We start from the raw sequence: 24439 nt of genomic DNA on the forward strand, positions 1-24439 counted from the left end.
TTTTCGAAGGTTCATGAGCGCAGTACCACGCCGCTGTCGTCTTCCCACCAGACGTAAACTTCGTCGTCCCAGGTCGGACGGGCGCCGCGGCGCTCGGCGTTGGCGACAAACGACTGGACGATCTTGCCGCCGGGCAGTTCGACGTAGAACACCGAGTGGCCGCCCAGGTAGGCAATGTCATGCACCTTGCCCCGCGACCAGTTGTATTCACAGGTCGGCTTTTCGGTGGTGACCAGCATTTTTTCCGGACGGATCGCGTAGGTCGTGTGTTTGTCCTCTACCGAGGTGCTCACACCATGACCCACGTAGATGTCGTTCTCCAGCTCCGGGCAGTTGATGCGCGCATAGCCTTCGGCGTCGTCCACCACTTCACCGTCGAACAGGTTGACGTTGCCGATGAATTCGCAGACCAGACGGCTGACCGGCGTTTCATAGATGTCGATCGGGCTGCCGATCTGGGCGATCCAGCCCTGGTGCATGATCGCAATGCGCTGGGCCATGGTCATGGCCTCTTCCTGGTCGTGGGTCACCATGACGCAGGTCACGCCGACGCGCTCGATGATTTCCACCAGCTCGAGCTGCATTTGCGAACGCAGTTTTTTGTCCAGTGCGCCCATCGGCTCATCGAGCAGCAGCAGCTTCGGACGCTTGGCCAGCGAACGGGCCAGGGCCACACGCTGACGCTGACCGCCGGACAGTTGATGGGGCTTGCGCTTGGCGTACTGGGTCATGTGCACCAGTTTGAGCATTTCGCCTACCCGGGCATCGATCTCCGAAGAGGACATCTTGTCCTGCTTGAGGCCAAAGGCGATGTTCTGGGCCACGGTCATGTGCGGGAACAGGGCGTAGGACTGGAACATCATGTTGATCGGCCGCTCATAGGGCGGCATGTCAGTGATGTCTACGCCATCCAGGAAAATACGGCCTTCTGTTGGGCGCTCGAAACCGGCGAGCATGCGCAGCAAGGTGGATTTGCCCGATCCCGATCCGCCGAGCATGGCGAAGATCTCGCCTTTGTTGATTTCCAGGGACACATCGTCCACGGCAATCGTCTCGTCGAATTTCTTCGTGACCCGGTCGATTTTGACCAACACCTGTTTAGGGGTGTGGTCGCCCTCGAGGGCTTTCTTATAGGCGCCGGAGGCAACAGCCATTTACGAAACTCCCAACAAATTTAGCAGCCCGATCAATAGGGTCGGGCCTTGGATAGGTGGTCTTGCGAGTTATTTACCCGTCTTGACCTTGGTCCACGTGCGCGTCATCAGACGTTGCGTTTTCGGGGGTAGTTCGGTTGAAACGTAAGTTTTGTCCAGCACCGCCTGGGTCGGGTAAACCGCTTCGTCGGTACGGATGGACTCGTCCATCACTTTGTCTGCGGCAAGATTAGGGTTGGCATAGCCAACATAATCGCTGACCTGGGCAATCACCTCAGGCTTGAGCAGGTAATTGATGAATGCGTGGGCTTCCTTGACGTTGCCGGAGTCCTGGGGGATTGCCAGCATGTCAAACCAGAGGGCGCCGCCTTCCTTGGGAACGATATAGGCGATGTTGACGCCTTTTTTGGCCTCTTCGGCACGTGCCTTGGCCTGGAATACATCACCGGAGAAGCCGATCGCAACACAGATGTTGCCGTTGGCCAGATCGGAAATGTATTTGGAAGAATGGAAGTAGGTGACGTAAGGACGCACCGACATCAGGGTAGCTTCAGCTTTTTTGTAGTCTTTGGGGTTGGTGCTGTTTGGATCCAGGCCCAGATAGTTGAGCACGGTGGGCAGCATTTCATCGGCCGAGTCCAGGAAAGCCACGCCGCACGATTGCAGCTTCTTCATGTTCTCGGGTTTGAACACCAGGTCCCAGGAGTCGATGGAATCTACGCCCAGTACTTCCTTGACCTTATCGACGTTGTAGCCAATACCGTTGGTGCCCCACAGGTACGGCACCGCGTACTGGTTACCCGGGTCATTGGCCTGCAGACGCTTGAGCAGGACCGGGTCCAGGTTGGAGTAGTCAGGCAGTTGCGACATGTCCAGCTTCTGGAATGCGCCCGCTTTGATCTGCTTGCCCAGGAAGTGGTTCGACGGAACGACCACGTCGTAACCGGTGCGGCCTGCCAGCAGTTTGCCTTCCAGGGTTTCGTTGGAGTCGAAGACGTCATACACCGGTTTGATGCCGGTAGTCTTTTCGAAATCGGCCAGTGTGTTCGGGGCTATGTAGTCCGACCAGTTGTAAATGTGCACGGTGGGTGCCGCTTGAACGCTGACGGCAAGCGTCAAACCAGCTCCGACCAGCAGGGTCTTGCGAAACAAGGATGTAGACACGTGGTGGTCCTCTAAATAGTCGGGCCTCGGTGGCCCGCGTCACACGGCAGCAGAGCTGGCAAAGACAAAACCGGCGCGCAACTTACCCTCGATAAACCGACACGGCAAAGTTTTCTGCGATTTATTGCCCTAAAGCCATGATTTTCCGTGATTTTGCCCTTCTGCAGGAGCGAGCTTGCTGGCGATCCCGGGGATCTGAACAGCTTGCGAGCAAGTGCGCTCCTGCAAAGGGACCTTATTTACCGGATTTGATCTTGGTCCAGCTGCGAGTCAGCAGGCGCAAGGTTGCAGGCGGCAAATCGCTGATGGCATACAGTTTGGCTTTCACTTCATCCGATGGATAAATGCTCGGGTCACCGGAGATGTCTTTATTCACCAGCGGCGTTGCAGCCTTGTTACCGTTCGGGAAACGCACGCTGTTGGTGATTTCAGCCATGATTTCTGGCTGCATCAGGAAGTTCATCCAGGCGTAAGCGGCATCAACGTTCTCGGCATCCTTGGGAATGGCGACCATGTCGTAGAAGCTGCCGGCGCCTTCTTTCGGAATCGCATATTTCAGTTTGACCTTGCCACCGGCTTCCTTGGCACGGGAGATGGACTGTTCCAGGTCGCCGGAGTAACCCACGGCTACGCAGATATTGCCGTTGGCCAGGTCAGAGATGTACTTGGACGAGTGGAAGTAGCCCACCGAAGGACGAATCTTCAGGAACAGTGCTTCGGCTTCAGCCAGTTGCTTCTTGTCCTGGGAGTCGGTCGGGTAGCCCAGGTAGTGCAGGGCGGCCGGGATCATTTCGGTCGGCGAGTCGAGGAAGCTGATGCCACAGCTTTTCAGCTTGGCAGCGTTTTCCGGCTTGAACAGCACGTCCCAGGAATCGATGGTATCGACGCCCAGTGCGGCTTTGACCTTCTCGGGGTTGTAGCCGATACCGATAGTGCCCCACATGTACGGGAACGCGTGTTTGTTGTCTTTGTCGCTGGCATCGCCAACGGCCTTGAGCAACGCAGGATCGAGGTTTTTCCAGTCTGGCAGCTTGGAGCGGTCCAGTTCCTGGTAAACCCCGGCCTTGATCTGCTTGGCCAGGAAATTGTTGGATGGCACGACGATGTCGTAGCCGGACTTGCCCGCCAGCAGTTTGGCCTCGAGGGTCTCGTTGCTGTCGAACACGTCGTAAACCACTTTGATACCGGTCTGGTCTTCAAACTTTTTGACGGTATCGGGCGCGATATAGTCGGACCAGTTGTAGATGTGCAGAACCTTGTCCGCGGCTTGAACTGCCCCAGCCATCACCCCCATCAAGGACAGGGCGAGAAGGGTCTTGCCAGCTTTTTTAAAACCTGATGCCTTCATCTGTAATGCTCCAATTGTTCTTTTAAACCACCGATTCAGCGACCTGATCTCAGGATGACTAAAGCCGGCGGGTAGTCTGGCAAGATCCGGGGCAGGCTTTCAAGGGAAGAGCCTTGATTCTTAAGGCTCCGAGCGCAATTGCCGGCAATAAAACCGCCGATGTCTTTCACCCGGAGCCTGGCGGTCAACCTTGCAGTACTTCCAGAGTCAGATCCAGGCACTTACGGGCCTTGGTTACCAGCTCGTCGATCTCGTCTTTGCTGATCACCAGCGGCGGCGAGATGATCATGGTGTCGCCCACGGCGCGCATGATCAGCCCGTTCTCAAAGCAGAACTGCCGGCAAATCATGCCAGCGCCACGGCCTTCATAACGTTTGCGGGTGGCTTTGTCCTGAACCAGTTCAATGGCTCCCAGCAGACCCACACCGCGCACTTCGCCCACCAACGGGTGATCGTTCAGTTCACGCAGACGCTTTTGCAAATACGGTGCCGTTTCGGCGTGAACCTTCTCGATAATTTTTTCTTCGCGCAGGATGCGGATGTTTTCCAGCGCAACTGCGGCGGCTACCGGGTGACCGGAGTAGGTGAAACCGTGGTTGAAATCGCCACCTTCGTTAAGCACGGCGACCACTTCGTCGCGCACAATCAGGCCACCCATGGGGATGTAACCCGAGGTCAGGCCCTTGGCGATGGTCATCATGTCGGGTTTGAGGTCGTAGAAATCGCTACCGAACCACTCACCGGTGCGACCAAAGCCGCAAATGACTTCGTCAGCCACGAACAGGATGTCGTACTTGGCCAGGATTTCCTTGATGCGCGGCCAGTAGGTGTCTGGCGGAATGATCACGCCGCCTGCGCCCTGAATCGGCTCGGCAATAAAGGCCCCGACCTTGTCGACGCCAATTTCGAGGATCTTTTCTTCCAGCTGGTTGGCAGCCCAGATACCGAACTCTTCCGGGGACATGTCGCCGCCTTCCGCGAACCAGTACGGTTGCGCGATGTGCGTGATGCCCGGGATCGGCAAGTCGCCCTGTTCATGCATGTAGGTCATGCCGCCCAGGCTGGCACCGGCCACGGTTGAGCCGTGGTAGCCGTTCTTGCGGCTGATGATGACCTTCTTCTCGGGCTGGCCCTTGATCGCCCAGTAGTGGCGAACCATGCGCAGCATGGTGTCGTTGCCTTCAGAGCCGGAACCGGTGAAGAACACGTGGTTCATGCCTTCAGGGGCAATCTGGGCGATGACCTTGGACAACTCGAGTACTGGCGGGTGAGCGGTCATGAAAAACAGGTTGTAGTACGGCAGCTCGCGCATTTGCTTACTGGCCGCATCGGCCAGTTCGTCACGTCCGTAGCCAATGGCAACACACCACAGGCCGGCCATGCCGTCGAGAATTTTGTGCCCTTCGCTGTCCCACAGGTACACGCCCTTGGCGTGGGTGACAATGCGTGGACCGACTTCTTTCAATTGCTTGAAATCACTGAACGGCGCCAGGTGATGGTCGTTGCTCAGTTGTTGCCAGTGGAGGGTTTGCGGGTTCTTGTTAGTCATAAAGCACTCTCCTTTATTCCGTTAGGTGCCGCGCCTTCCTGGCGCAGCACTCTGGTGACAGACGGGGTGGATCAGACGGCGAACAGCAGGAATTCCCGCTCCCACGAACTGATGACACGCTTGAAGTTTTCATGCTCGGCACGTTTGACTGCGATGTAACCCGCAATGAATTTGGTGCCCAGGTATTTCTCTACAGTCTTGCTGCTTTCCATGCGTGCCAGGGCTTCTTCCAGGGTCAGCGGCAGGCGCAGGTTGCGGCGCTCATAACCGCGGCCCACCACTGGCGCGCTCGGATTGATCCCTTCCACCATACCGATGTAGCCGCACAGCAAGCTGGCAGCAATGGCCAGGTACGGGTTGGCGTCGGCCCCCGGCAGGCGGTTCTCGACCCGGCGGTTTTGCGGGCCGGCATCCGGTACGCGCAGACCTACGGTGCGGTTCTCTTCGCCCCATTCCACGTTTACCGGCGCCGAGGTATCAGGCAGGAAGCGGCGGAAGGAGTTCACGTTCGGTGCAAACAGTGGCAGCAGTTCGGGAATGAACTTCTGCAAGCCGCCGATGTGATTCAGGAACAGCTGGCTCATGGTTCCATCTTCATTGGAGAAGATGTTTTTGCCGGTTTCGATGTCGATGATGCTCTGGTGCAAGTGCATGGCGCTGCCCGGTTCGCCGGTCATGGGTTTGGCCATGAAGGTAGCGGCTACGTCGTGCTTGAGCGCGGCTTCGCGCATGGTGCGTTTGAACACCAGAATCTGGTCGGCCAGCGACAGTGCGTCGCCGTGACGGAAATTGATTTCCATCTGCGCGGTGCCGTCTTCGTGGATCAGGGTGTCCAGATCCAGTTCTTGCAGCTCGCACCAGTCGTATACATCTTCGAACAGGGGATCGAATTCGTTGGCCGCTTCAATGGAGAACGACTGACGGCCGGTTTCCGGGCGTCCTGAACGCCCGATCGGCGGCTGCAACGGGTAGTCCGGATCGTCGCTGCGCTTGGTCAGGTAAAACTCCATTTCTGGCGCCACGATTGGCTGCCAGCCGTGGTCGGCATAGAGTTTGAGGACCTTTTTCAGCACGTTGCGCGGCGACAGCTCAATCGGGTTGCCTTGTTTGTCGTAGGTGTCGTGAATCACCTGGGCCGTAGGCTCGATCGCCCAGGGCACCATAAAGACAGCGTTCTGATCCGGCCGGCAGATCATGTCGATATCGGCAGGGTCCAGCAGCTCGTAGTAGATGTCGTCTTCGACATAGTCGCCCGTTACGGTTTGCAGCAAAACGCTCTCGGGCAGGCGCATGCCTTTTTCGGCAATGAACTTGTTGGTCGGCGAAATCTTCCCGCGTGTAATCCCGGTAAGGTCGGCGATCATGCATTCGACTTCTGTGATCTTGTGGTCTTTCAACCAATCGGTGAGCTGGTCGAGGTTGTTACTCATAAATGCCTCTGGGCTGAGTGTCCTGACTTGGATAAGTCAGGCGTTTACTGACGCATCCGCGTCGTGTTGAGTGGCGCGCCTTCTGCAGGCATCGCGAGATAAATCGGGTTAGAGCTTACCTGCCATTCGGGGTGCCATTGCACGGCTAAAGCAAAAGCCTTGCCGCCTTCGATCGAAACCGCCTCCACCAGGCCGTCCGGAGCCAGGCCTGCCAGTACGCCGCCCGGTTGAATGTTGCATGGCGTGACTCGGTGCGCTGGGGTCTTCTCGATGCTCGATGAAGCCGTCGACTTCGTGCAATTTCTGGTGAAGTGAGCCACCCGGGGCTACATTCAATTCCTGAAACCCGCCACAGATCCCCGGCACAGGAACACCTGTGGCGAGAGCGGCACGGATCAGGGGGAATGTGGTGCGATCACGGTCAGGATCATGCAGCGTGTCAGGCGCGCTGGTGGGGCCGTGATATAAATGAGGTTCGATATTGGACGGTGACCCGGTAAACAGCAGTCCGTCCAGACTGTCCAGAATATTGGTCGGATCAATCAGTTCCGCCAAGGACGGAAGGATCAGAGGCAAGCCTTTGGCGGCCACCGCGATTGCTCGCACGTACTTATCGCCAGTGATGTGATAAGGATGCAAACCGATCTGCCTGGTGCAGGCGGTGACGCCGATTAACGGCAGGCGTGACATGTAACACCCCGGTATTATTGCTGTTATGGGTTTGAATCGAGCTTAGCCTTGTTCATTTTTTTACACAACACCCCCGTAAAAAATACAATACGCCCCGCTCAAGCCTGCGGGCGGCAAGGTTTTTAAAAGGGCAAAGACGCCCTGAAAAGCGTCAAAAATGGCCTTTAAGCCCTTTTTCAGGGCAAAAAATAGGCTGCTTGACTTCGGTATGCCGTTCGGGTTGACTGAATCCCGTAGCGCTCAATGATTGATATTTTTAACAACAAAGGTGTTGCATCATGTCGGTACCCCCGCGTGCCGTTCAGCTTAACGAAGCGAACGCGTTCCTTAAGGAACATCCTGAGGTTCTGTACGTTGACCTTCTAATTGCGGATATGAATGGTGTGGTGCGCGGTAAGCGCATTGAACGCACCAGTCTCCACAAGGTTTACGAGAAAGGCATCAACCTGCCAGCCTCTCTGTTTGCGCTGGATATCAATGGCTCAACGGTGGAAAGCACCGGTCTGGGTCTGGATATCGGTGACGCAGACAGAATCTGTTATCCAATTCCTGACACCCTGTGCAATGAACCATGGCAAAAGCGCCCCACTGCGCAACTGCTGATGACCATGCACGAACTCGAAGGTGAGCCGTTCTTCGCCGACCCTCGCGAAGTATTGCGTCAAGTTGTTACGAAATTTGACGACATGGGTCTCACCATCTGCGCCGCTTTCGAGCTCGAGTTCTACCTGATTGACCAGGAGAACGTTAACGGGCGGCCACAACCGCCGCGCTCGCCGATCTCCGGCAAACGTCCGCATTCGACCCAGGTTTACCTGATCGACGATCTCGACGAATACGTCGACTGCCTCCAGGACATTCTGGAAGGTGCCAAAGAGCAAGGCATCCCGGCTGACGCCATCGTTAAAGAAAGTGCCCCGGCGCAGTTCGAAGTGAACCTGCACCACGTTGCCGACCCGATCAAGGCCTGCGACTACGCAGTACTGCTAAAACGTCTGATCAAAAACATCGCCTACGACCATGAGATGGACACCACGTTCATGGCCAAGCCTTATCCGGGCCAGGCGGGTAACGGGTTGCACGTACATATTTCGATTCTGGACAAAGAGGGCAAAAATATTTTTGCCAGCGAGGATCCCGAGCAGAACGCCGCATTGCGTCACGCGATCGGCGGTGTGCTCGAGACCCTACCGGCGCAGATGGCGTTCCTTTGCCCTAACGTCAACTCCTACCGTCGTTTCGGCGCACAGTTCTACGTGCCGAACTCGCCGTGCTGGGGCCTGGACAACCGTACGGTGGCCCTGCGGGTACCGACCGGTTCTTCTGACTCCGTGCGTCTGGAACACCGGGTGGCTGGCGCCGATGCCAACCCGTACCTGTTGATGGCCTCGGTTCTGGCGGGCGTGCACCACGGCCTGACCAACAAGATCGAGCCACCACCACCGGTAGAAGGCAACTCCTACGAGCAGAACGAGCAAAGCCTGCCGAACAACTTGCGTGATGCCCTGCGCGAGCTGGATGACAGCGAAGTGATGGCCAAATATATCGACCCTAAATACATCGATATTTTTGTGGCCTGTAAAGAGAGCGAACTGGAAGAGTTTGAACATTCCATCTCCGACCTCGAGTACAACTGGTACTTGCATACCGTGTAAGCGGTTGCAGTCCTGAAAACGCCATCGGCCAACAGCCGGTGGCGTTTTTTTATGTGCGCACCAGCACCTGCGATCCAGGCGAAGGTCTGTGGCGAACATCCAGTCCGGCTCGTACAATGCCTGCTGCCCCGCAGGAGACACCCATGACGCGCCCCGCCTCGCCCCGCGCTACACCTCGCAAGCCCCGCGCCCGCAGTCAGGTCCGAATTGATTCGATACTCGACGCCGCCCGCACATTGCTCGCCGCCGAGGGGGTGTCCAGCCTGTCGATTTACAGTGTGGCGCAGCGTGCGGCAATTGCGCCGTCATCGGTCTATCACTTTTTCCCCAGTGTGCCGGCGTTGCTCCAGGCCCTGACGAGTGATGTCCACGGCGCGTTCCGCGCCTGCCTGAAACAACCGGTTGCCCATGACGAGCTCAATGGCTGGCGTGATCTTTCGCGGATTATCGAGCAACGCATGCTGACTATTTACCACCAGGATGCGGCCGCCCGGCAGCTGATTCTGGCCCAGCACGGGCTTACCGAAGTGACCCGGGCCGACAGTCAGCACGACCTTGAACTGGGCCAGTTGATGCACGGGTTGTTTATGCGCCACTTCGAGCTTCCGGTACTGCCGCAAGAGGTGGACGTTTTTGCCCTGGCCATGGAGTTGGGTGACCGCGTGTATGCGCGCTCCATCCAGATAAACGGCAGCATCACCCCGCGCATGGCCGAGGAAGGCGCGCGGGTGGTCGATGCCTATCTGGGGTTGTACCTGCCGCCGTACCTGCCCAAACGCCCAAGCCCGGCCTTACCCCTGTAGGAGCGAGCTTGCCTCGCGAGCTTTTAACGCTGTATCCCGGGTCGTGAAGAGCTCGCGAGGCAAGCTCGCTCCTACAACAGGCTCGCTCCTGCAACAAGCTTGCCTCTGCAGGTCAGAAGGGCGCATCACCGAGGATAGTTGCGCGGTGCATCACGCGGCGATTCGGGCGGTAATCATCCACGGCGTAATGCTGGGTCACGCGATTGTCCCAGAACGCTACGTCGTTCTCCTGCCAGCGCCAGCGGATGGTGTACTCCGGGCGGGTGCTGTGGGCGAACAGCAACTTGAGGATCGCTTCGCTTTCAGCCTCTGAAAGTTCATTGATTCTGGTGGTGAAGCCTTCGTTGACGAACAACGATTTGCGCCCGCTGACCGGGTGCGTGCGGATCACCGGGTGCGACAGCGGCGGGTTGTTTTTGCGGGTCTGTTCCCAGCGCTGCAAATCTTCGGGTGTCGAACCAAAACGCTCCAGCGGGAACGACTTGGTGAAGTCGTGGGTAGCGGTCAAACCATCCAGCAGCACTTGCAGTGGCCTGGACAGACCCTCGAACGCTGCAATCCCGCTGGCCCACAAGGTATCCCCGCCAAAAGCCGGCAACTGCTTGGCACTCAGCACCGCGCCCAGCGCCGGGGTCGGCAAGAAGGTCACGTCGGTGTGCCACACCGCGTTGTCACGGACATCGGTAACGGCCGTGTCCAGCACCAGCACTTCAGGTTGTTCCGGTACGTTGGGATAAATCGGATGAATATGCAGATCGCCAAAATTGGCCGCAAAGCGTGCTTGCTGTTGCGGGGTGATCGACTGTTGTTTAAAGAAAATCACCTGATATTCGAGCAGCGCCTGCTCGATGGCATCGCGCTGCAGCGGGCTCAGAGGCCGGGTCAGATCGACGCCGTCAATCTGGGCGCCAAGGGCAGAGCTAATCGGGGTAATGGTCAGGCTCATGGTCTATCTCTTTATCAGCGCGCCGATTGATCAGCGTCGAGTGCAATTCGAAGTATCTAGTGAGCCTGGCCGTGCCACGGCACCAGCTTGCGTTGCAGGGCGCGCAGGCCCATTTCCATGGCAAAGGCGATGATGGCAATCACCAGAATCCCCAGGACCACCACGTCGGTGACCAGGAATTGCGCAGCGGACTGCACCATAAAACCCAGGCCGCTGGTGGCGGCGATCAACTCGGCTGCCACCAGGGTCGACCAGCCCACGCCCAGCCCGATACGCACACCGGTCAGAATGTCCGGCAGGGCGCTGGGCAAAATCACATGGCGAATCAACTGCCAGCGAGTGGCACCCAGCGACTGGGCGGCGCGGACTTTGGCCGGGTCGACGGTACGCACGCCGGTGGCAGTGGCAATTGCAATCGGGGCAAAGATCGCCAGATAAATCAGCAGTACTTTCGACAGTTCGCCAATCCCGCACCAGATCACAATCAGCGGCAAATAGGCCAGCGGCGGAATCGGCCGATAGAACTCGATCAGCGGGTCGAAAATCCCCCGCGCGATGCGGTTGTGGCCGATAGCGATGCCCACCGGCACCGCGGTCAGAATCGCAAAGCCCAGGCCCAGGCCGATACGGGTCAGACTGGCGCCCAGGTGCTGCCACAAGGTGGAGTCCATATAACCTGTGGTCGCCAGCAACCAGCCTTTCTCCAGCACGGCCGAAGGTGGCGGCAAAAACAGCGGCTCGATGAGTCCGGCGGCAGTCACGGCCCACCAGACGGCAAGCAGCGTGAGGATGGTCAGGACGCTGATCCAGCGCGTACTCAGGCTGCGTTTTACCGGGCGCGGTGCGTGGGGCGCTGCAACTGCAGCTTCGGCGACGGCTTCATAACTGCTCATGCGTGCTCCTGGTGCCGGGCGGCACCGCGTTGGGAAAACACACGTTCCAGCACGTGTTCACGGGTTTCGATAAAGCGCGGATCGGATTTGATCGAACGGGCCGATTCGCCGGCGTTGTAACGCTGACCGAAGTCCAGGCTCAGCCGCTCAACAATGCGGCCCGGATTGGGCGCGAGCAAAATCAGGTCGGTAGCCAGAAAAACCGCTTCTTCAATGTCGTGGGTAATCAGAAATACGGGTTTGTCCGTGCGCTTGCACACTTGCAGCAGCAACTCTTGCATCTGTTCGCGGGTGAAGGCGTCCAGTGCGCCGAAAGGTTCGTCCATCAGCAACACGCGCGGGTCGGCCGCCAGGGCCCGAGCCAGGCCGACACGTTGTTTCTGGCCGCCCGAAAGCTCCCAGACGCGGCGCTGTTCAAAGCCCGACAAATCCACCAGCGCCAGCATTTCACGGGCGCGGCTTTCACGCTTGTTGCGGGGGACTCCTGCCAGTTCTAGGCCGAAGGCCACATTGGCCAGCACGTCCTGCCAGGGCAGCAGTACATCGTCCTGAAACACCACTCCGCGTTCGGCGCTCGGCCCTTTGACCTGAGCCCCGTCGAGGGTGATGCGTCCGCCGCTGGGTTCAACAAAACCGGCGATCAGATTCAGCAAGGAGGTTTTGCCGCTGCCCGACGGGCCAAGGGCGACCAGCAGTTGCTGAGGGCCGAGGCTGACGGAAATATCCGACAGCACCGGCTCAGCTGCGCCCGGGTACTGTGCGCTGATACGCTCCAGTGATAACAAGGCCATGACGGTCGACTCCTCAGCGGGCGAAAATTATTGAGTAATGAAACTGGCGTTAACCGACGGCGCGTAGTCCGACAGAACCGCGTCGACCTTGCCTTGCTCTTTGAGGAAGGTCGCGGTGTCGGTCAGCGCTTTGGTGGTAGGGGCGCCCAGCAGAACCACCTGATCGGCGGCCAGCGGGTAGACGTTGCCTTGCAGCAGTAGCGCAATATCAGCCGCTTTGGCGCCCGAGAGCTTCACCACCTTGTCGACGTTGCTTTGATTGGCCAGCCAGGCTTTTGGGTCCTTGTGATAGTCGGCGTAAGCATCCAGGGTGACTTTGGCGAACGCTTTAACGATTTCCGGGTGCTTGGCGGCGAAGTCCTTGCGCACGATCCAGGCGTCAAAGGTCGGTGCGCCGAATTTGGCCAGCTCGCCAGAGGTGATCAGCACCTTGCCGTTTTCCTTGGCTGCGCCCAATGCCGGGTCCCACACATAGGTGGCATCAATATCGCCACGCTTCCAGGCCGCCACAATGGCCGGCGGCGCCAGGTTCAGAATCTGTACTTTCGAAGGATCAATATTCCAGTGCTTGAGCGCTGCCAGCAGGCTGTAGTGGCCGGTAGAGACAAAGGGCACGGCGATTTTCTTGCCGATCAGGTCCTGCGGGCCATTGATCCCGGAACCGTCACGGGCCACCAGGGCTTCGGCGCCGCCGATCTGGGTTGCGATCAAAAAGGTTTCCACCGGCACCTTGCGGGTGATGGCTGCGGTCAGCGGGCTTGAACCCAGGTAGCCGATCTGCACATCGCCCGAGGCAATGGCGGCAATGATGTCGGAGCCGTTATCGAATTTGCGCCAGTTGATTTTGGCACCGGTAGCTTTCTCGTAAGCACCGTCGGCCTGGGCGACTTTCGCCGGGTCTACGGTGGTTTGGTAGGCCACGGTCACGTCGTTGGCTGCGGCCTGGGCAAAGAAGCTGGCACCCGCCAGGGACAAAGCTGCCAAAAGGCGTAATGGAGAGTGCAGTTTCATCAAGTAGCTCCTCGGCAGGTGGCCGGATATCGGCAGAGCGCGAGGTTAAATGATCTAAGAATGCGTAAATAAATAACTTTTAAGCATTAGCTTATGTTGTTCCGCAACATGCACAAACGCGCGCGAGCTTTATCTGCTCCGGTGTTTCGCCTGGCAACTGATCGGGTAGGAGTTAAGCGCTAAATGTTATTAAAAAATTCATAAATTTTTGTTTAGGAATTAGACAAAAGGCCGATAGGATTCCTCCGATTTTGCGCGGGTAATATTTAGACATATATCCATTCGATCTGAAAAAATTCTAAACAATTCTTTTTAGTTTTATGGAGTAGCCATTATCCTGCGCATAAATGGCAGACGACTAGACAAAGGTCGTAGACATGATTGGTTACGATTGACTTGTCAGTCATTGTCCGGCGCTAATCGCGCATCTGTAGCACCGAGACGTCAGATCTTGGGTTAAAGAACTACAAAAATTAGAAACGCATAGGAGCAACACCATGAACAAGTCCACCTTGGCCATCGCTGTGGCCGTAGGTTTGTTGGCGCAACAGGCAAGCGCTGCCGGTTTTATTGAAGACAGCAAGGCCACGCTGAAACTGCGTAACTTCTATATCAACAACGATAACCGTGATTCGGGTGCGCCGAAGAACTCCAACTACACCGCTGAATGGGGCCAAGGCTTCCAGCTGGACTACACCTCGGGTTTCACCCAGGGCACAGTTGGTTTTGGTGTGGATGCAATTGGCCTGCTGGGCGTCAAGCTGGACTCCAGCACTGCCAAGCACGGTAACCCGACTGGCCTGAACGCCGGTGGCTCGGTATTCCCAAGCGACGGCGACCACGCTGTGGACGATTTCTCCAGCCTGGGCCTGACGGCTAAAGCCAAGATTTCCCAGACTGAATTGCGCATCGGTACCTTGCAGCCAAAACTGCCGGTCATCGTGACCAACGACGGTCGCCTGCTGCCGCAAACCTTCCAGGGTGGCCAGATCACCTCCAGCGAGTTCAAGGACCTGACCTTCACCGGCGGCCAGATCGAACACGCCAAGGGTCGTAACTCCACCAACAACGAAGGCCTGTCGATTGCTGGCGCCAACGGTGGCTCCAACTACGACACCGGCAAATTTGTTAACAAGTTCTATTACGGCGGTGCCGACTACAAGGTCAACAAAGACCTGTTGCTGCAGTACTACTACGGCAATCTGGAAGATTTCTACAAGCAACACTTCCTGGGTCTGACCCACAACTGGTCCATCGGTCCGGGCGTGTTGAAAACTGACTTGCGCTACTTCAACAGCTCCGATGACGGTAAAAACGGCCATGATCCGCTGTATTACACCTCCGGTGACTACGCCCATAGCTCGACGGGCAACGGCAAAGGCAAGGTTGATAACAACCTGTACAGCGGTCTGTTCCTGTACACCGTTGAAGGTCACACCTTCGGTGGCGGTTACCAGGTCAGCAACGGCAGCAGTGACTTCCCTTGGCTGAACCAGGGCGACGGTTCGTCGGCTTACCTGACTACCGACATGCAAATCCAGAAGTTCGCCCGTGCTGGCGAACGTACCTGGCAGGCTCGCTACTCGTATGACTTCGCCAAGCTTGGCGTTCCCGGCCTGACGGCGGGCGCGGTTTACCTGCGTGGCGACAACATCGACACCTACAGCGGCAACAAGCAGACCAGCAATGGCGCTTCCGAGTGGGAACGCGATATCACTGTGGCCTACGTGGTACAGGAAGGCGCGTTGAAAAACCTCGGCTTCATGTGGAAAAACGCCATGTGGCGCAACGACATTGCCAACCAGCGCGACCAGGACGAAAACCGTCTGATCGTCAGCTACTCGATTCCGTTGCTGTAAGCCGGTTGTAGTAACAGGCAAGAAAAATCCTGCCCGGCGCAATGCCGGGCAGGGTGTTTACCGAAGACCGAATCGATCAATTCGCAACACATTTGAATGTCGCAGCTCCCTGCCGCTCCCCTTGCCTAAACCTGAATCCAGAGTGGCCCCATGCCTTGGCCGCGTCCAATGAAACAGTTTTTAATATTCCTTTATGCTCTAACCAAATCGATATTTATTCTTTTTAATTAGTTCATGGTGCAGGCAGAGTAAGTCCATCACGCCCTGCCATTCCCTATAAAAAGGAGCTGCACCATGAGCCTCAGACTCGGCGACATCGCCCCCGATTTCGAACAGGATTCCAGCGCCGGCAAGATTCGTTTTCATGAATGGCTGGGCGATAACTGGGGCGTGCTGTTTTCACACCCGGCGGACTTCACCCCGGTCTGCACCACCGAGCTGGGTTTCACCGCCAAGCTCAAGGACGAATTTGCCAAACGCGGGGTCAAAGCCATCGCGCTGTCCGTCGACCCGGTGGACTCGCATCACCGCTGGATCGAAGACATCAACCAAACCCAGAACACCCAGGTCAACTTTCCGATCCTGGCCGATGCCGATCGCAAAGTGTCCGATCTCTACGATCTGATTCACCCCAATGCCAGCGATACCCTGACGGTGCGCTCGCTGTTCGTGATTGATCCGAACAAAAAGATTCGCCTGACCATCACCTATCCGGCCAGCACCGGACGCAATTTCAATGAAATTTTGCGCGTGATCGATTCGTTGCAACTGACCGACAACTTCAAAGTTGCCACCCCGGCCAACTGGCAGGACGGCGACGAAGTGGTGATCGTGCCGTCGCTAAAAGATGAAGACGAAATCAAGAAGCGCTTCCCCAAGGGCTACCGCGCCGTGAAGCCCTACCTGCGCCTCACGCCGCAGCCAAACAAATAATCCTCTCCTGTAGAAGCCAGCTTGCTCGCGATCTTTTTGATCTGCACGGCTCGCTCCTGCAGAGTTTCCATCTTCAAGTGCAACAGGGTTTGGGGCCGTTTCGACGGCCCTTTTTTTTGCGCTTTGAATCGTCAAATCTCATATTCATTTAAGGAATAAACAAATGAATAAATATGATTTATAGATATATAAATCACCTGTTAAGGTCTTCTCACTCAAGCGAAAACGCTGACAGCGAATTGCACACATTCACTCAAGGAAATGCCCGATGCTGGTCGTGACACTCGGAGGTAGCCCAAGCCAACGATCCCGCTCCGGGGTGCTGCTGGACCGCGCCAAACACTGGCTCAACCAGCAAGGCGTAGAAGTCGTGAGTTACCAGGTACGTGACTTTGCGGCCGAAGACTTGCTCCACGCACGTTTTGACAGTCCGCAAATCATCAATCTGTTGCAACACATCGAAAATGCCGATGGCCTGGTGATTGCGACGCCGGTGTACAAGGCCTCGTTCAGCGGTGCACTGAAAACCATCCTTGATCTGCTGCCTGAGCGCGCCCTGAGCCATAAAGTGGTATTGCCCATCGCTACGGGTGGCAGCATCGCCCACATGCTGGCCGTGGACTACGCCCTCAAGCCGGTGCTCTCTGCGCTCAAGGCTCAGGAAATGCTGCACGGCATTTTTGCCGATGACAGCCAGATCGCTTACGGCGAAGGCGGCGCACAAGCGCAACTGGTGCCGATCCTGGAACAACGCTTGAGCGAGGCTCTGGAGCAGTTTTACAGCGCCCTGGCCCGCCGTCCGAAACCGCTGGACCCGAACATTCTCAACGAGCGCCTGCGCACGGCTCGCTGGAGTATCTGAACCAATCGATGCCACGGCATCTGTGTGGGAGCTGGCTTGTCAGCGATTGAGGCGCCCCGGATTGCCTGAGGCGATGCAGTGATGCCAGCGCCGGCAAGCCAGCTCCCACAGATACAGCCCACAGTTTCAAGCAATTCCGCCTTACCGATCCGCTAACGGCCCGGCAGGTGCAACCCGAATCTCGAACCTTAATAGGAGAGCGCCATGCGCCCTGTCATTTTGCGTCGTGGAGTGGTCGCACTGTTAGCTGCGGCCGTGTCCTTTGGCGTCGTTTTACACGCTCAGGCCGATGCCCTGCGTATCGGTTATCAAAAGTACGGCACCCTGGTGCTGCTCAAGGCCAAGGGCACGCTGGAGAAGCGTCTGGCCGAGCAGGGTGTCGAGGTGCAATGGACTGAATTCCCCGGTGGCCCGCAGTTGCTTGAAGGCCTGAACGTCGGCTCCATCGACTTCGGCGTGACGGGTGAAACCCCGCCGGTGTTCGCCCAGGCCGCCGGTGCCGATCTGCTGTATGTCGCCTACGAGCCGCCCGCTCCGACCAGCGAAGCGATTCTGGTGCCCAAGGATTCGCCGATCAAATCGGTCAAAGACCTCAAAGGCAAAAAGGTCGTACTCAACAAAGGCTCCAACGTTCACTACCTGTTGGTGCGTGCCCTGGAAGACGCCGGCCTGAAGTACAGCGATATCCAGACCATATTCCTGCCGCCCGCCGATGCCCGTGCTGCGTTTGAGCGGGGCAGTGTCGATGCCTGGGTCATCTGGGACCCGTACCAGGCCGCTGCCGAACAACAGCTGCAGGCACGCACCCTGCGTGATGCCAGCGCGCTTGCCGACAATCATCAGTTCTACCTGGCGACCAAGCCTTACGCCGAACAGCATCCCAAGGTCATCGAGACCCTGATCGAAGAAGTGCGCAATGTCGGTGAGTGGGCCAAAGCCAACCCGGAAGAAGTCACGCAGCAAGTGGCGCCGCTCCTGGGCCTGGCGCTTGATATCACCCGCACGGCGGTCAAGCGCCAGGGCTACGGCGCGCAGTTCTTGACCCCTGAAGTGGTCAACGCCCAGCAAAAAATCGCTGACAGTTTTTACCAGCTCAAGCTGATTCCCAAGCCGCTGGTTGTGAAAGATGTGATCTGGACACCACCGGCCGCTGTGGCCAAAGCCAACTAACGCTTGCCGTACCCATTCAGGAGACAACTCCATGAGCCTCAATATTTTCTGGTTCCTGCCTACCCACGGTGACGGCCATTACCTTGGCACCTCCGAAGGCGCCCGTGCCGTTGATTACGGTTACCTGCAACAAGTGGCACAAGCGGCAGACCGCCTGGGTTTTGGCGGAGTTCTGATCCCTACCGGGCGCTCGTGCGAAGACTCGTGGCTAGTGGCGGCAGCATTGATCCCTGTGACTCAGCGCCTGAAATTTCTGGTGGCGCTGCGTCCGGGTATCGTCTCGCCGACCGTGGCAGCCCGTCAGGCCGCGACCCTGGACCGACTGTCCGGCGGACGCGCGCTGTTCAATCTGGTGACCGGCGGTGACCCGGAAGAACTGGCCGGTGACGGCCTGTTTCTGAGCCACGAAGAGCGCTATCAGGCCTCGGTAGAGTTCACCCGCATCTGGCGCCGCGTGCTTGAAGGCGAAACCGTGGACTACGACGGTCAGCACATCACGGTCAAAGGCGCCAAGTTGCTGTACCCGCCGATTCAGCAACCGCGTCCGCCGCTGTACTTCGGCGGCTCCTCGGAAGCTGCGCAGGATCTGGCCGCAGAGCAGGTTGAAATGGTTCTGACCTGGGGCGAGCCACCGGCTGCGGTCGCCGAAAAAATTGCCCAGGTACGGGCCAAGGCTGCCAAACACGGACGTACCGTACGTTTCGGCATTCGCCTGCACGTCATCGTGCGCGAAACCAACGACGAGGCCTGGAAAGCGGCAGACAAACTTATTTCTCATCTGGATGACGACACTATTGCCCGGGCCCAGGCTTCACTGGCGCGTTTCGATTCCGTCGGCCAGCAGCGCATGGCTGCCCTGCACGGCGGCAGCCGCGACAATCTGGAAGTCAGCCCCAACCTGTGGGCGGGGGTCGGTCTGGTGCGCGGTGGTGCGGGTACGGCTCTGGTGGGTGACGGCCCGACAGTGGCAGCACGGGTCAAGGAATACGCCGATCTGGGCATCGACACCTTTATTTTTTCCGGCTACCCGCATCTGGAAGAGTCGTACCGGGTGGCTGAACTGCTGTTTCCGCACCTCGATATCGAGCGCCCGGAACTGCCGAAAAGTTCGGGATACGTGAGTCCGTTTGGCGAAATGGTGGCCAACGATATTCTTCCTAAAGCTGCTGCGCAGAGTTGAGGCGGCCATGAGCAAGGGCAAGGCTTCAAGCCTCAATAGCATCGGCCACAAACTGGCGCCCTGGGCCTTGCCGGTATTGCTGCTGGCGGTATGGCAGCTGTCGGTATCGGCGGGCTGGTTGTCGACCCGCATTCTGCCTGCCCCTAGCGCCGTATTCGCGGCCGGGGTCGAGTTGGTGCGCAGTGGCGAGATCTGGAAACACCTCGCCATCAGCGGCTGGCGCGCCGGGGTCGGTTTTGTCATCGGTGGCAGCATCGGCCTGGTGCTGGGCTTCATCACCGGCTTGTCGAAATGGGGCGAGCGCCTGCTGGACAGTTCGGTGCAAATGATCCGCAACGTACCGCACCTGGCGCTCATCCCTCTGGTCATCCTGTGGTTCGGGATCGACGAGTCGGCGAAGATTTTCCTGGTGGCGCTGGGGACTTTATTCCCCATCTACCTCAACACCTATCACGGCATCCGCAACGTAGACCCTGCTTTGGTGGAAATGGCGCGCAGTTACGGGCTGTCCGGTTTCAGCCTGTTTCGCCAGGTGATCCTGCCCGGTGCCTTGCCTTCGATCCTGGTGGGGGTGCGTTTTGCCCTGGGCTTTATGTGGTTGACCCTGATCGTGGCCGAAACCATTTCCGCCAGCTCCGGCATTGGCTACCTGGCGATGAACGCCCGGGAGTTTTTGCAAACCGACGTGGTCGTGCTGGCGATTGTTCTGTACGCGGTGCTCGGCAAATTGGCCGATACCGCGGCCCGGGGCCTGGAGCGTGTGTGGTTGCGCTGGCACCCGGCCTATCAAGTGGTTAAAGGCGGTGCAGCATGACGGCTCAACAACCTCCGCGTTTGCGTCAGGGCATTCCGCTGGCCATCAAAGGCCTGCAAAAGTCTTTTGCTGAGCGTCAGGTCCTGCGTGACATCAATCTGCATATTCCTGCCGGTCAATTCGTGGCGATAGTCGGGCGTAGCGGTTGTGGCAAAAGCACCCTGATGCGCCTGCTGGCCGGGCTCGATCAACCGACGGCTGGCCAACTGCTGGCAGGCACGGCAGCACTGGAAGAAGTCCGCGAAGACACGCGGCTGATGTTTCAGGAAGCGCGTTTGCTGCCCTGGAAAAAAGTCATCGACAACGTCGGGCTAGGGCTCAAGGGCGACTGGCGTGCCAAGGCGCTAAAAGCGCTGGAAGAGGTGGGTCTGGCCGAGCGCGCCAATGAATGGCCGGCGGCTTTATCGGGCGGGCAAAAACAGCGTGTGGCCCTGGCTCGTGCGCTGATTCACCAGCCGGGCCTGTTGTTACTGGATGAACCCTTGGGTGCGCTGGATGCCTTGACCCGCATCGAGATGCAGCAACTGATCGAACGCCTGTGGCGCCAGCACGGATTCACCGTATTGCTGGTGACCCACGACGTCAGCGAAGCCGTTGCGATTGCCGATCGGGTCATCCTGATCGAAGACGGCGAAGTGGGGCTGGACCTCACAGTCGAACTGCCGCGCCCCCGGGTGCGCGGATCGCACCGGCTGGCGGCACTGGAAACTGAAGTACTCAACCGGGTACTTGCCTTGCCTGGCTCGCCCCCTGAGCCGGAACCCGTTGCACCGCTGCCTACGCAACTGCGCTGGGCGCAATAACCGCACTTTTCTATCCCAAGACAGGAATCGACACCATGACCATCAAAGCCATCAACGTTCGCAACCAGTTCAAAGGCCATATCAAGGAAATCGTGCTGGGCGACGTGCTTTCGGAAATCGACGTACAGACGGCATCGGGCATCGTTACCTCGGTCATCACCACCCGTTCGGTCAAAGAGCTGGAGCTGGTAGTGGGCAGCGAAGTAATCGCCTTTGTAAAATCCACCGAAGTATCCATCGCCAAGTTGTAAAGCATGAAAGACCGATCCCCGAGCGGTGTAAGCCCCTCGGGGTTTTTTTATGCTTTATCTGTAGGAGCGAGCTTGCTCGCGAGCCTTTGAAGCTCGCGAGCAAGCTCGCTCCTACAGACCAGACATATTCAGAACTACCATCGTGTTTCAGAGCTTTGAGCCCCCATTAGTCTTTGTCTTTTGATACTTATTCAGAGGGTAAAGGAATGTCAGGCTCTATCCATGGATGTCGGCTTCGCACAGGCAGAGTCTCTGAGACGGGTCGGATTTATCTGCTCACGGCCGTGGTGAAAGACCGTGAACCGACTTTCAGCAACTTTCATAGCGCTCGACTTTTAATCAATGAACTTCGCAGAACTCAAAGCGAGGGATTGGTTAAATCACTCGCCTGGGTCGTCATGCCCGATCACTTTCATTGGTTGATCGAACTACAAGACGCCAGCCTAGCGACAGTCATGAGACGGACAAAATCGTGCAGTGCTCGAGTGATTAACGCGGCCTGTAAACGCAATAATCATTTTTGGCAAAAGGGCTATCACGACCGGGCGATTCGTTATGACGAAGATCTGGCAAGCGTCGCCCGCTATGTCGTCGCCAACCCCCTGCGGGCAGGTTTGGTGCAGCGCCTGGGCGATTACCCGCACTGGGATGCCATATGGCTCTAACCCCTGTAGGAGCGAGCTTGCCTCGCGAGCTTTCAAGGCGGGGAGTCAGGCTTTGCGCCACACACTCACCAGCCACGGCTGCTGGTCGCGGGGCAGGCCGGGGGGGCGGTAGTAGTGTTCCAGTTCGACAAAACCCGCCCCGGTAAGCATCGCCTGCCAGTTTTCCAGATCGTGGTATGCCCCGTAACGCTGGCCATTCCAGCCTTCTCGATTGTCCCCGCGCGGGTTGGAACTCAGCAGTACGCCGCCAGGCTTCAGGGTGGCGTGCAGCTTGCCCAGTACTTGCGCAAGCTCTTGGGTCGGTACGTGGAACAACGAGGCGTTGGCGAAGATGCCGTCAAAGTGTTCGGCAGGCAGGTCCAGCTTGAGAAAGTCCTGATGCCATACTTCACAGCCACTGTCCTGGCGGGCCATCTGGGTGAAGCGTTCAGTGCCGTCGAGCCCGACCGCTACATGCCCCAGGCGGGTGAAGGTTTGCAGATCGCGCCCCGGACCGCAGCCAAAATCCAGAAGGGTAAATGGCGCTCTGCCCTGGATATGCCGCAGTAATGCGTCGATGTTCTGGCTCACATCATGGTCGCGAGTCCCTTCGCGAAAGCCTTCGGCACTCTGCTGATAATGCTCCAGCGTGGTGGCAGCAATCTGTTCGAGGGTTTTTGCATCGAGGGTCATGGCAGGCTCGGTCGGCGGCAGTCTGGCCGCCGACTATACCTCAGCGTTTGTTCAGTACGCGGGCCAGGCGATCACCGCCAAGCTGAATCAACGCCACCAGCACCACCAGCAACACAATCACGGTCAGCATGACCTGGGTGTCAAAGCGCTGATAACCGTAGCGGTAGGCAATGTCACCCAGGCCACCGGCACCTATGGCTCCGGCCATGGCCGATGAGTTGATCATGGTCACCAGGGTGATGGTGAAACCGCCGACAATGCCCGGCAAGGCTTCAGGCAACAGCACGTGCCAAATGATGTGATGGCGTTTGCAACCCATGGCTTGCGCGGCCTCGATCAGGCCGTGATCCACTTCGCGCAGGCTGACTTCGGCGATCCGTGCGAAGAACGGCGTAGCGGCGATGGTCAGGGGTACGACGGCAGCCCAGACGCCGTAGGTAGTGCCGACAATCAGGCGGGTGAAGGGGATCAGCGCCACCATCAAAATCAGAAAGGGAATGGAACGGAACAGGTTCACGAACGCGCCCAGTGCCTGGTTCAGCCTGGGGGCCTGATAAATACCGCCCTTGCCGCTGGTGACCAGAATCACCGCCAGCGGAATGCCCAGGATTAATGCGATCAGTGACGACACACCGACCATTAAAAAGGTGTCGATCACACCCTGCCATAGACGTTCAAATCCCATAACCCACGACCTCGACCTGTTGTGCCCATTGTCCGGCGCGCTTGCGTAATTCGTCTGCCCCCAGAGAGCTGCTGGTCACGCTGAGCAACAGTTGGCCCAGGGCGTGCCCCTGAATCTGCTCAACCCCGCCATGCAGCAGCCGCACCTGACCGCCCAGGGCGCTGAACAACGCACCCAGGTCCGGTTCCTGCTCCTGGCTGCCGGTAAAACGCAGACGCAGAATCACACTCGAATGTGACGATGCCGGCTGCGCACTGATGCGGTTTTTCAGGGCTTCGGGCAGGTTGTCCTGCAGCGGTGCGAGCAAGGTTTTGCTGACCTCATGCTGCGGGTCGCCGAACACTTGCCACACCGGGCCCTGCTCGACGATCCGGCCTTGTTCCAGTACCACCACGCGGTGACAGATATCGCGAATCACCGCCATCTCGTGGGTGATGAGGATGATGGTCAGGCCCAGGCGCTGATTGATCTCGCGCAGCAGACCGAGTATCGACTGGGTGGTCTCCGGATCAAGGGCCGAGGTGGCTTCGTCACAGAGCAGGATGGCCGGGTCGTGGACCAGCGCGCGGGCAATGCCAACCCGTTGTTTCTGCCCTCCCGACAGTTGCGCCGGGTAGGCCTTGTGCTTGCCTTGCAGGCCCACCAGCTCCAGCAACTCGCGGACTTTCTGTTCCCGCTGCAGTCTGGGTACGCCAGCTACCTTGAGCGGCAGTTCGACGTTCTGCCACACGGTCTTGGCTGACATCAGGTTGAAGTGCTGGAAGATCATGCCGGTTTGTCGGCGCAGCGCCACCAGCCGGTTTTCATCGAAGTCACCGATGTCGATTTGATCGATCAGCACGCGACCGTTGCTGGGTTGTTCCAGGCGATTGATGGTGCGAATCAGCGAGGATTTGCCGGCGCCGCTGCGACCGATAATGCCGAAAATCTCCCCGTGCTGAATCGCCAGGTCGATATCCTTGAGGGCATCCACCGGCCCCTGTTGGCCGTCATAGGTTTTGCCTACACCGATAAAACGCACATGGGCCTGGCTCAGTTCAGGGTGCAACCGGGTGTGGGTCGCGCTTGGCTGCGGCTGATCGAGCCGCTCGCGAGCAATTGCCACGTTCAT

At 58.0% G+C, this 24439-nt stretch carries 23 protein-coding genes and 1 pseudogene; 11 read left to right on the plus strand and 13 right to left on the minus strand.

Features of this window, described 5'->3' with window-relative positions; all coding sequences use genetic code 11:
- Positions 1–11 precede the first annotated feature (11 nt).
- From FEZ21_RS04565 to FEZ21_RS04590, 6 genes and pseudogenes are all read right to left on the minus strand, one after another.
- A complete protein-coding gene (locus tag FEZ21_RS04565; RefSeq protein ID WP_010657423.1) occupies positions 12–1154 on the minus strand; it encodes an ABC transporter ATP-binding protein in 1143 nt (380 codons plus the stop codon).
- Positions 1155–1223: 69 nt separating this feature from the next.
- Entirely contained in the window at positions 1224–2318 is a 1095-nt protein-coding gene (locus FEZ21_RS04570) for a polyamine ABC transporter substrate-binding protein (protein WP_160626541.1), read from the minus strand.
- A gap of 235 nt (positions 2319–2553) precedes the next feature.
- Positions 2554–3666 (minus strand): polyamine ABC transporter substrate-binding protein, encoded by a 1113-nt coding sequence (locus FEZ21_RS04575; RefSeq protein ID WP_003444615.1) that lies wholly within the window; start codon positions 3664–3666, stop codon positions 2554–2556.
- A 184-nt stretch (positions 3667–3850) separates the two neighbouring features.
- Positions 3851–5215, minus strand: coding sequence for an aspartate aminotransferase family protein (locus FEZ21_RS04580; protein WP_003444612.1), 1365 nt, complete (start codon positions 5213–5215; stop codon positions 3851–3853).
- Between the two features lie 71 nt (positions 5216–5286).
- Positions 5287–6645: a glutamine synthetase family protein gene (locus FEZ21_RS04585; protein WP_003444610.1), complete on the minus strand. Its 1359-nt coding sequence runs from the start codon at positions 6643–6645 to the stop codon at positions 5287–5289.
- 36 nt (positions 6646–6681) lie between these two features.
- Positions 6682–7335 (minus strand): annotated as a pseudogene (locus FEZ21_RS04590) (gamma-glutamyl-gamma-aminobutyrate hydrolase family protein).
- A gap of 278 nt (positions 7336–7613) precedes the next feature.
- Between FEZ21_RS04590 and FEZ21_RS04595 the strand changes: the two are divergent.
- Both FEZ21_RS04595 and FEZ21_RS04600 read left to right on the plus strand, forming a co-directional pair.
- The gene (locus FEZ21_RS04595; RefSeq protein ID WP_003444606.1) at positions 7614–8990 is read left to right on the plus strand and encodes a glutamine synthetase family protein; all 1377 of its coding nucleotides are present in this window, start codon (positions 7614–7616) and stop codon (positions 8988–8990) included.
- A gap of 143 nt (positions 8991–9133) precedes the next feature.
- The gene (locus tag FEZ21_RS04600; protein WP_003444604.1) at positions 9134–9793 is read left to right on the plus strand and encodes a TetR/AcrR family transcriptional regulator; all 660 of its coding nucleotides are present in this window, start codon (positions 9134–9136) and stop codon (positions 9791–9793) included.
- A 112-nt stretch (positions 9794–9905) separates the two neighbouring features.
- Here the strand turns inward: FEZ21_RS04600 and tauD are convergent, their stop codons facing one another.
- Genes tauD through tauA form a run of 4 tightly spaced genes read right to left on the minus strand, consistent with a single transcriptional unit; the run spans position 9906 to position 13434 of the window.
- Positions 9906–10739: a taurine dioxygenase gene (gene tauD, locus FEZ21_RS04605; protein ID WP_003444603.1), complete on the minus strand. Its 834-nt coding sequence runs from the start codon at positions 10737–10739 to the stop codon at positions 9906–9908.
- Positions 10740–10795: 56 nt separating this feature from the next.
- Complete coding sequence (gene tauC, locus FEZ21_RS04610) at positions 10796–11632, minus strand: taurine ABC transporter permease TauC (protein WP_003444601.1); 837 nt, start codon at positions 11630–11632, stop codon at positions 10796–10798.
- On the minus strand, positions 11629–12423 hold the full coding sequence (tauB, locus tag FEZ21_RS04615) for a taurine ABC transporter ATP-binding subunit (protein WP_003444599.1): 795 nt from the start codon (positions 12421–12423) through the stop codon (positions 11629–11631). The genes tauC and tauB overlap by 4 nt, the downstream gene beginning before the upstream one ends.
- 27 nt (positions 12424–12450) lie before the next feature.
- Entirely contained in the window at positions 12451–13434 is a 984-nt protein-coding gene (gene tauA / locus FEZ21_RS04620) for a taurine ABC transporter substrate-binding protein (protein ID WP_003444597.1), read from the minus strand.
- Between the two features lie 497 nt (positions 13435–13931).
- Here tauA and FEZ21_RS04625 point away from each other — a divergent pair, with 497 nt between their 5' ends.
- The 9 genes from FEZ21_RS04625 to FEZ21_RS04665 all read left to right on the plus strand — a co-directional run bounded on the left by FEZ21_RS04625 (position 13932) and on the right by FEZ21_RS04665 (position 21971).
- A complete protein-coding gene (locus FEZ21_RS04625; RefSeq protein WP_003444596.1) occupies positions 13932–15293 on the plus strand; it encodes an OprD family porin in 1362 nt (453 codons plus the stop codon).
- Between the two features lie 294 nt (positions 15294–15587).
- Positions 15588–16226, plus strand: a complete 639-nt coding sequence (locus tag FEZ21_RS04630) for a peroxiredoxin (protein ID WP_003444594.1) — start codon at positions 15588–15590, stop codon at positions 16224–16226.
- Positions 16227–16494: 268 nt separating this feature from the next.
- A complete protein-coding gene (ssuE, locus tag FEZ21_RS04635) occupies positions 16495–17088 on the plus strand; it encodes an NADPH-dependent FMN reductase (protein ID WP_003444592.1) in 594 nt (197 codons plus the stop codon).
- 204 nt (positions 17089–17292) lie between these two features.
- Positions 17293–18258: a sulfonate ABC transporter substrate-binding protein gene (locus tag FEZ21_RS04640; RefSeq protein ID WP_003444589.1), complete on the plus strand. Its 966-nt coding sequence runs from the start codon at positions 17293–17295 to the stop codon at positions 18256–18258.
- Positions 18259–18289: 31 nt separating this feature from the next.
- Positions 18290–19438, plus strand: coding sequence for an FMNH2-dependent alkanesulfonate monooxygenase (gene ssuD / locus FEZ21_RS04645; RefSeq protein WP_003444587.1), 1149 nt, complete (start codon positions 18290–18292; stop codon positions 19436–19438).
- Positions 19439–19445: 7 nt separating this feature from the next.
- Positions 19446–20252 carry an aliphatic sulfonate ABC transporter permease SsuC gene (ssuC, locus tag FEZ21_RS04650; RefSeq protein WP_003444585.1) on the plus strand — a complete coding sequence of 269 codons (807 nt, stop codon included), beginning with the start codon at positions 19446–19448 and terminating at the stop codon, positions 20250–20252.
- A complete protein-coding gene (ssuB, locus tag FEZ21_RS04655; protein WP_003444583.1) occupies positions 20249–21055 on the plus strand; it encodes an aliphatic sulfonates ABC transporter ATP-binding protein in 807 nt (268 codons plus the stop codon). Before ssuC ends, ssuB begins: the two co-directional genes overlap by 4 nt.
- A gap of 35 nt (positions 21056–21090) precedes the next feature.
- Positions 21091–21306 (plus strand): molybdopterin-binding protein, encoded by a 216-nt coding sequence (locus tag FEZ21_RS04660; protein ID WP_003444581.1) that lies wholly within the window; start codon positions 21091–21093, stop codon positions 21304–21306.
- A gap of 206 nt (positions 21307–21512) precedes the next feature.
- Complete coding sequence (locus FEZ21_RS04665) at positions 21513–21971, plus strand: transposase (protein ID WP_039736989.1); 459 nt, start codon at positions 21513–21515, stop codon at positions 21969–21971.
- A gap of 45 nt (positions 21972–22016) precedes the next feature.
- Here FEZ21_RS04665 and FEZ21_RS04670 read toward each other — a convergent pair whose 3' ends face one another.
- The 3 genes from FEZ21_RS04670 to FEZ21_RS04680 are packed head-to-tail and all read right to left on the minus strand — an operon-like array spanning position 22017 to position 24439.
- Positions 22017–22643: a bifunctional 2-polyprenyl-6-hydroxyphenol methylase/3-demethylubiquinol 3-O-methyltransferase UbiG gene (locus FEZ21_RS04670; protein ID WP_127197071.1), complete on the minus strand. Its 627-nt coding sequence runs from the start codon at positions 22641–22643 to the stop codon at positions 22017–22019.
- 40 nt (positions 22644–22683) lie between these two features.
- The gene (locus FEZ21_RS04675; protein ID WP_003444575.1) at positions 22684–23328 is read right to left on the minus strand and encodes a methionine ABC transporter permease; all 645 of its coding nucleotides are present in this window, start codon (positions 23326–23328) and stop codon (positions 22684–22686) included.
- Entirely contained in the window at positions 23318–24439 is a 1122-nt protein-coding gene (locus tag FEZ21_RS04680; RefSeq protein WP_160626544.1) for a methionine ABC transporter ATP-binding protein, read from the minus strand. Before FEZ21_RS04680 ends, FEZ21_RS04675 begins: the two co-directional genes overlap by 11 nt.

Origin of the sequence: Pseudomonas sp. 9.1(2019) (assembly GCF_009910445.1) — a bacterium.
Classification (GTDB): Bacteria; Pseudomonadota; Gammaproteobacteria; order Pseudomonadales; family Pseudomonadaceae; genus Aquipseudomonas; species Aquipseudomonas paraversuta.

Excerpts from the sequence above, each read along its gene's own strand:
- FEZ21_RS04565 (WP_010657423.1), bottom strand. The coding sequence starts at position 1,154 with ATGGCTGTTGCCTCCGGCGCCTATAAGAAAGCCCTCGAGGGCGACCAC.
- FEZ21_RS04575 (WP_003444615.1), bottom strand. The coding sequence starts at position 3,666 with ATGAAGGCATCAGGTTTTAAAAAAGCTGGCAAGACCCTTCTCGCCCTG.
- FEZ21_RS04580 (WP_003444612.1), bottom strand. The coding sequence starts at position 5,215 with ATGACTAACAAGAACCCGCAAACCCTCCACTGGCAACAACTGAGCAAC.
- FEZ21_RS04585 (WP_003444610.1), bottom strand. The coding sequence starts at position 6,645 with ATGAGTAACAACCTCGACCAGCTCACCGATTGGTTGAAAGACCACAAG.
- FEZ21_RS04595 (WP_003444606.1), top strand. The coding sequence starts at position 7,614 with ATGTCGGTACCCCCGCGTGCCGTTCAGCTTAACGAAGCGAACGCGTTC.
- FEZ21_RS04600 (WP_003444604.1), top strand. The coding sequence starts at position 9,134 with ATGACGCGCCCCGCCTCGCCCCGCGCTACACCTCGCAAGCCCCGCGCC.
- tauD (WP_003444603.1), bottom strand. The coding sequence starts at position 10,739 with ATGAGCCTGACCATTACCCCGATTAGCTCTGCCCTTGGCGCCCAGATT.
- tauC (WP_003444601.1), bottom strand. The coding sequence starts at position 11,632 with ATGAGCAGTTATGAAGCCGTCGCCGAAGCTGCAGTTGCAGCGCCCCAC.
- tauB (WP_003444599.1), bottom strand. The coding sequence starts at position 12,423 with ATGGCCTTGTTATCACTGGAGCGTATCAGCGCACAGTACCCGGGCGCA.
- tauA (WP_003444597.1), bottom strand. The coding sequence starts at position 13,434 with ATGAAACTGCACTCTCCATTACGCCTTTTGGCAGCTTTGTCCCTGGCG.
- FEZ21_RS04625 (WP_003444596.1), top strand. The coding sequence starts at position 13,932 with ATGAACAAGTCCACCTTGGCCATCGCTGTGGCCGTAGGTTTGTTGGCG.
- FEZ21_RS04630 (WP_003444594.1), top strand. The coding sequence starts at position 15,588 with ATGAGCCTCAGACTCGGCGACATCGCCCCCGATTTCGAACAGGATTCC.
- ssuE (WP_003444592.1), top strand. The coding sequence starts at position 16,495 with ATGCTGGTCGTGACACTCGGAGGTAGCCCAAGCCAACGATCCCGCTCC.
- FEZ21_RS04640 (WP_003444589.1), top strand. The coding sequence starts at position 17,293 with ATGCGCCCTGTCATTTTGCGTCGTGGAGTGGTCGCACTGTTAGCTGCG.
- ssuD (WP_003444587.1), top strand. The coding sequence starts at position 18,290 with ATGAGCCTCAATATTTTCTGGTTCCTGCCTACCCACGGTGACGGCCAT.
- ssuC (WP_003444585.1), top strand. The coding sequence starts at position 19,446 with ATGAGCAAGGGCAAGGCTTCAAGCCTCAATAGCATCGGCCACAAACTG.
- ssuB (WP_003444583.1), top strand. The coding sequence starts at position 20,249 with ATGACGGCTCAACAACCTCCGCGTTTGCGTCAGGGCATTCCGCTGGCC.
- FEZ21_RS04660 (WP_003444581.1), top strand. The coding sequence starts at position 21,091 with ATGACCATCAAAGCCATCAACGTTCGCAACCAGTTCAAAGGCCATATC.
- FEZ21_RS04665 (WP_039736989.1), top strand. The coding sequence starts at position 21,513 with ATGTCAGGCTCTATCCATGGATGTCGGCTTCGCACAGGCAGAGTCTCT.
- FEZ21_RS04670 (WP_127197071.1), bottom strand. The coding sequence starts at position 22,643 with ATGACCCTCGATGCAAAAACCCTCGAACAGATTGCTGCCACCACGCTG.
- FEZ21_RS04675 (WP_003444575.1), bottom strand. The coding sequence starts at position 23,328 with ATGGGATTTGAACGTCTATGGCAGGGTGTGATCGACACCTTTTTAATG.
- FEZ21_RS04680 (WP_160626544.1), bottom strand. The coding sequence starts at position 24,439 with ATGAACGTGGCAATTGCTCGCGAGCGGCTCGATCAGCCGCAGCCAAGC.